5 protein-coding genes are annotated in these 6,069 nt (G+C 69.6%); 3 read left to right on the top strand and 2 right to left on the bottom strand.

All coding sequences use genetic code 11. The features are described from left to right. A partial coding sequence (locus tag PV363_RS14795; protein ID WP_301022714.1) for a 3-oxoacyl-ACP reductase occupies positions 1–1,273 on the bottom strand: 1,273 nt, incomplete at its 3' end. Between the two features lie 141 nt (positions 1,274–1,414). Between PV363_RS14795 and PV363_RS14800 the strand changes: the two genes are divergently transcribed. Beyond that, positions 1,415–2,716: an acetyl-CoA C-acetyltransferase gene (locus PV363_RS14800; protein WP_301022715.1), complete on the top strand. Its 1,302-nt coding sequence runs from the start codon at positions 1,415–1,417 to the stop codon at positions 2,714–2,716. A 30-nt stretch (positions 2,717–2,746) separates the two neighbouring features. Here the strand turns inward: PV363_RS14800 and PV363_RS14805 are convergent, their stop codons facing one another. Beyond that, complete coding sequence (locus PV363_RS14805; RefSeq protein WP_220365220.1) at positions 2,747–3,460, bottom strand: TetR/AcrR family transcriptional regulator; 714 nt, start codon at positions 3,458–3,460, stop codon at positions 2,747–2,749. A 129-nt stretch (positions 3,461–3,589) separates the two neighbouring features. On the opposite strand from PV363_RS14805, the gene PV363_RS14810 reads away from it, so the two are divergent. Then, positions 3,590–4,231, top strand: a complete 642-nt coding sequence (locus tag PV363_RS14810; protein WP_220365219.1) for a hypothetical protein — start codon at positions 3,590–3,592, stop codon at positions 4,229–4,231. Between the two features lie 9 nt (positions 4,232–4,240). Beyond that, on the top strand, positions 4,241–6,069 hold a 1,829-nt coding region (gene uvrB, locus PV363_RS14815), incomplete at its 3' end, for an excinuclease ABC subunit UvrB (protein WP_301022716.1).

A 6,069-nucleotide genomic window follows, 5' to 3' on the forward strand; every position in this document is an offset into this window, starting at 1 on the left:
CGAACCACGCGATGCACACCGCCACGTCGACCGGCTGGCCGCCCTGCGACATCGAGTTCATCCCGCGGCCGGCCTCGCGGATCGTGAGCGGGATCGTCTTGACCATGTCGGTCTCGATGAAGCCCGGCGCGACCGCGTTGACCGAGATGCCGTCCTCGGCGACCCGGGGGGCGAGCTCGTTCACCCACCCGATCACGCCCGCCTTCGACGCGGCGTAGTTGGTCTGACCGTTGTTGCCGGCGATCCCGGCGATGGACGAGACACCGAGGACGGTGCCGCCCGAGCGGATGAGCTTCTGGTCGAGCAGCTCCGCGGTGATGCGCTGGGGGGCGTCGACGTTGATCTCGACCACCTTGTGCCAGTTCTCCGTCTTCATGTTGCGCAGCCGCTTGTCGCGAGTGATGCCGGCGTTGTGGACGACGACGTCGACGCCACCGTGGTGCTGCATGACGTAGGCGGCGATCCGCTGGGGCGCGTCCGGGGCGGTGATGTCGAGGACGATCGACTCACCTCCCAGCGCCGCCATCTCACGCTGGAGGTCGTCGGCCAGCTGCGCGACGTCGAGCCCGATCACGGTGGCTCCGTCGCGGTGCAGGGTCTGGGCCATCGCGAGGCCGAGCCCGCGGGACGCGCCGGTCACCAGGGCGACCTTGCCCGTCAGCGGCGCGAGGGGATCGAACGACGGCGCGTCGGTGACGCCCGCGGTGCCGATGCGGACGACCTGACCGCTCACGTAGGCGGACTTGGGGGAGAGGAGGAAGCCGAGCGTGGAGGCGATCGCCCCCTCCGCGCCGCGTGCGACGTACACGGTCTGGGCGGTCGACCCCTTGCCCAGCTCCTTGCCGAGCGACCGCGACACACCCTCGAGCGCGCGCTGGGCGATCGCGCGTCCGGCGGAGTCGGCGTGCTCAGGAGGCGTGCCGATCAGGACGACGCGTCCGCTGGCGCCGAGGTTGCGCAGCACCGGCGTGAGGAACTCCTGCAGGAGGTCGAGGTCGGCCGCGGACTCGAGACCCGTGGCGTCGAACACGATGCCCTTCAACCGCTCGCCGTCGGCCACGCTGCGGGTGACCGTGACCGCGAGGGTGCCCAGCGCGTCGTCGAGCGCGGTGCCCAGGGTGCTGCCGGGAGCAGCGCCGACGAGGACGGTGCCCGACACGAGCGGATCGCCGGCGCGGTAGCGCTCGAGCCGGGGCGGGTCGGGCAGCCCCAGGTTCTTCACCAAGAACTTCCCGACCGGGGTGTGGACGAGGTCTTGGTAGCGGTCACTCATGTCGTGTGTCCTACCTCTCGAATACTCTTGGTATCTGGATCTGGTGCTCTACCGTAACCTAGAGTTACAGTCCCGACCAGGCTCGTCCAGTTCGGTCGTACGACTGTGGCCAACGCAACGACGTCCTCCCAAGGAGATCCCATGGCACCCACCACTCAGCGCTCCGCCAGCGGTCCGCGGCGGGTCGCCGTCGTCGGCGGCAACCGGATCCCGTTCGCCCGGTCCAACTCCGTCTACGCGCACGCGTCCAACCAGGACATGCTCACCGCCGCCCTCGACGGGCTGGTGGAGCGCTACGACCTGGCAGGGGAGCGGGTGGGCGAGTTCGCCGCGGGTGCCGTGCTCAAGCACAGCCGTGACTTCAACCTCGCTCGCGAGACGGTCCTCGGCTCACGGCTCGACCCCACGACGCCGGCCTACGACGTGCAGCAGGCCTGCGACACCGGCATCCAGGCAGCGATCCAGGTGGCCAACAAGATCGCCCTCGGCAAGATCGACGTCGGCATCGCCGGCGGCTCCGACACGACCTCCGACGCGCCGATCGCGGTGGGTGAGGGCCTTCGCAAGGCGCTGCTCGAGGCCAATCGCGCCAAGGACCTCAAGGGACGCCTCGCCGCCCTGGCCAAGATCAGGCCGTCCGACATCGTGCCTGCCATCCCTCAGAACTCCGAGCCCCGCACCGGCCTCTCGATGGGCGAGAGCCAGGCGTTGACGACGCTCGAGTGGGGGATCAGCCGCGAGGAGCAGGACGCGCTCGCCGTCGAGTCGCACCACAAGCTTGCTGCGGCGTACGACCGTGGCTTCCTCGACGACCTGATGACGCCCTACCTCGGCCTCGAGCGCGACCAGAACCTCCGCCCGGACTCGTCCCTGGAGCGGCTCGCCAAGCTCAGGCCGGTGTTCGGCAAGGGCGAGTCCGCCACCATGACCGCCGCCAACTCGACCCCGCTGACCGACGGCGCCTCGACGGTGCTGCTCGCGTCGGAGGAGTACGCAGCGACGAAGGGGTGGGAGCCGTTGGCCTACCTCACCGAGTACGAGACCGCTGCCGTCGACTACGTCGACGGCAGCGAGGGGCTGCTGATGGCGCCGGCGTACGCGATGCCTCGGATGCTGGCGCGTGCCGGGCTGTCGCTGCAGGACTTCGACTACTACGAGATCCACGAGGCGTTCGCGTCGCAGGTGCTCACCACGCTCAAGGCGTGGGAGGACCCGATCTTCTGCAAGGAGCGCCTCGGGCTCGACGCTCCGCTCGGCTCGATCGACCGGAGCAAGCTCAACGTCGGGGGGTCGGCGCTCGCCGCGGGACACCCGTTCGCGGCCACCGGTGGCCGCATCGTCGCGACGCTGGCCAAGCTGCTCGCCGAGAAGGGCTCCGGGCGGGGAGTGATCTCCATCTGCGCCGCAGGCGGGCAGGGCGTGACGGCGATCCTGGAGCGCTGACCGGGCCGCGGTCGAGGCCCGTCGGCGCTCTCAGCCGACGGGCTCGTCCGCGATCGCCATCGCGTGCGCCGCACGGATGGTGTGGCGCTTGACGGCCTCCCAGCTCACACGGCGCACGGTCGGGACGCCGGGCGCCCCCTCGCTCACCAGGAGCTGGTTGCGGGCGAACTGCAGCGCGCCGAGCGACTGCGTGTAGAGCATGTTGGCGAGCATGTAGGGGTCGTCGACATGGAAGTCGCCGGACTTGTTGCCGGCCTCGAGCACCTCGGCGAGCACGCCGAGAGGGCCGAGCATGCCGCGGCCCAGCCGGATCATCGCTCCCTCCGAGACGCTCTCGAAGAGCTCCTCGCCGGACTTGCTCAGGAGGTCCAGGGCGCAGTCGACGAAGGCGGGATGCTCGTGACCGCGGTCGAGGAAGGCGCTGGCGACCCGCTCGAGGCGTTCGGCGGGGGTGCGGCTCTCGTCGTCGGCGTCGCGCATCACCTCGGCGAGCTCGTCGAGATAGCCGACCAGGGTCAGCGCGAAGAGCTCCTCCTTGCCGGAGAAGTGTCGATAGATGATCGCACGGTTGATCCCGACGGACTGGGCGATGTCCTCGATCTGCGCGTCGCGCAGCCCGACCGTGTCGAACAGGTGGCGCGTCGCCCGGATGATGTCGTCCTCGCGAGCGCGTCTCCGTGCGGCCGTCGCTCGCGCGCCGCGCGGCGTTCGCGGCCCAGGTGCCCCGGCGTTCTCATCTCCCACACCCGGAGTCTAGAGGGCGGCCGTGCCTTCTGGTGCGAACGGCTCCGGCGAGGCTCCGATCACGCGGTAGCGTGGTCCGCACGGCACGGATCCGTCATCCGACGTACGACGACAGCGTGAGGGAGCAGGATGCGGCGAGGTGCGGCAGTGGTCGTGGGTGCGGGTCTGGTGCTCGGGTCGTTCCTGGCGTCCGGGCCGGCGGGCGCGAGCAGCTGTGTGCCGACGCCGGTGGCCGAGCAGCTCGATCGCGCCGATGCGGTGTTCGTGGGCACGGTCACTCCGAGCGGCGCCGGCGACGATGCCGTCGTCGTGGCAGTGAGCGACGTCTACAAGGGCGAGGTCCCGCGGACGACGCCCGTCGTCGTTCCCGAGGTCGGCCCGCCGCCGTCGTTCGAGGACGACCGGCAGTACGTCTTCTTCGTCGAGGCCGCGGCCGGTGCCCTCGTGTCGAGGGTCTGCGGCGGGACCCGCCCGGTCGCCGACGCCGTCCTCGACGACCTGGAGGCAGCGACGTCGGACCGGTCGGCGTACCGCCCCGCACCGGTCGCCCCGAGCCCGTCCGATGCCGGACCGTCGGCGGTGGAGGACGGTGGGACCGCCGACGGAGCCGGTGGGGGAGCGAGCGCGACCCCGGAGGACACCTCGGAGGCCGACTCGCCGCCCCCGGTGCTCATCGGGATCGTCGTCGCGGCCGTCGTCCTGGTGGTCGTCGGAGGACCGTTCGTCGTGCGCCGTCGTGCACGCAGGGAGACTGTCGGTCCCACGACGTAGGCTCGAAGCATGCGTTCCGTGAAGGACCTCCAGCGCCAGGTCGCGCCCCTGCGCGTGGTCGCCGACTTCGAGCCCAGCGGCGACCAGCCGGAGGCGATCAAGAAGCTCGCCGAGCGCGTCGAGCGCGGGGAGACCGACACCGTGCTGCTCGGTGCCACGGGCACGGGCAAGACGGCGACGGTCGCCTGGTTGGCCGAGAAGCTGCAGCGCCCGATGCTCGTGATGCAGCCCAACAAGACCCTCGCCGCCCAGTTCGCCAACGAGCTCCGGCACTTCTTCCCCGACAACGCCATCGAATACTTCGTCTCGTACTACGACTACTACCAGCCAGAGGCGTACGTCCCGCAGACCGACACCTACATCGAGAAGGACTCCTCGATCAACGAGGAGGTCGAGCGGCTCCGGCACTCCGCCACCTGGAACCTCCTCACCCGCCGCGACGTGATCGTGGTCGCGACGGTGTCGTGCATCTACGGCCTCGGGTCCGCCGAGGAATACATGAACCGCATGATCCACCTCCAGGTCGGCTCTGAGATGGACCGCGACAAGCTCCTTCGCACCCTCGTCGTGGCTCAGTACGCCCGCAACGACCTGGCGGCGACGCGCGGCACCTTCCGCGTGCGCGGCGACACCCTCGAGATCTTCCCGGTCTACCAGGAGCTCGCCGTGCGGGTGGAGTTCTTCGGTGACGAGATCGAGCGGCTGATGACGTTGCACCCGTTGACCGGCGAGGTGCTCAGCGAGGAGCGCGAGCTCTACGTCGGTGCCGCGACGCACTACACGGTCGGGCCGGAGCGGCTCGAGACCGCCGTGCGAGGCATCGAGAACGAGCTCGAGCACCGGCTTGCCGAGCTCGAGAGCCAGGGCAAGCTCCTCGAGGCGCAGCGGCTCCGGATGCGCACCACCTACGACATGGAGATGATCCGTCAGGTCGGCAGCTGTTCGGGCATCGAGAACTACTCCCTCCACATGGACGGGCGCCTGCCAGGCACGGCACCCAACTGCCTCCTCGACTACTTCCCCGAGGACTTCGTGCTCGTCGTCGACGAGTCGCACGTCACGATCCCGCAGATCGGCGGGATGTACGAGGGCGACATGTCTCGCAAGCGGACGCTGGTCGAGCACGGGTTCCGACTTCCGAGCGCGATGGACAACCGGCCGCTCAAGTGGGAGGAGTTCCTCCAGCGGATCGGCCAGACCGTCTACCTCTCGGCGACGCCGGGCCCCTACGAGATGTCCAAGGTCAAGGACCCGGACGAGATCGTGGAGCAGATCATCCGCCCGACCGGTCTGGTGGACCCGGAGGTCATCGTCAAGCCGACCAAGGGGCAGATCGACGACCTCATCGAGCTCATCCGCGGCAGGGTCGAGCGCAACGAGCGGGTGCTCGTCACGACCCTGACCAAGAAGATGGCCGAGGACCTGACCGACTACCTGCTCGAGGCCGGCATCCGCACCCGCTACCTCCACAGCGAGGTCGACACGCTGCGGCGGGTGGAGCTCCTGAGCGAGCTGCGGATGGGCGAGTACGACGTGCTCGTCGGCATCAACCTCCTGCGTGAGGGCCTCGACCTGCCCGAGGTGAGCCTGGTGGCGATCCTCGACGCCGACAAGGAGGGCTTCCTGCGCTCCGGCCGGTCGCTGATCCAGACGATCGGGCGTGCTGCCCGCAACGTCTCGGGGCAGGTCGTGATGTACGCCGACTCAGTGACGCCCTCGATGGAGCAGGCGATCGACGAGACCAACCGCCGACGTGCGATCCAGGTCGCCTACAACACCGAGCACGGCATCAACCCGACCCCGTTGCGCAAGAAGATCGGTGACATCACCGACATGCT

The sequence above is a fragment of the Mumia sp. genome, assembly GCF_028803055.1.
Classification (GTDB): domain Bacteria; phylum Actinomycetota; class Actinomycetes; order Propionibacteriales; family Nocardioidaceae; genus Mumia.

Bases quoted from the DNA above. Each gene is read 5' to 3' on its own strand.
- PV363_RS14800 (WP_301022715.1), top strand. From the start codon at position 1,415: ATGGCACCCACCACTCAGCGCTCCGCCAGCGGTCCGCGGCGGGTCGCC.
- PV363_RS14810 (WP_220365219.1), top strand. From the start codon at position 3,590: ATGCGGCGAGGTGCGGCAGTGGTCGTGGGTGCGGGTCTGGTGCTCGGG.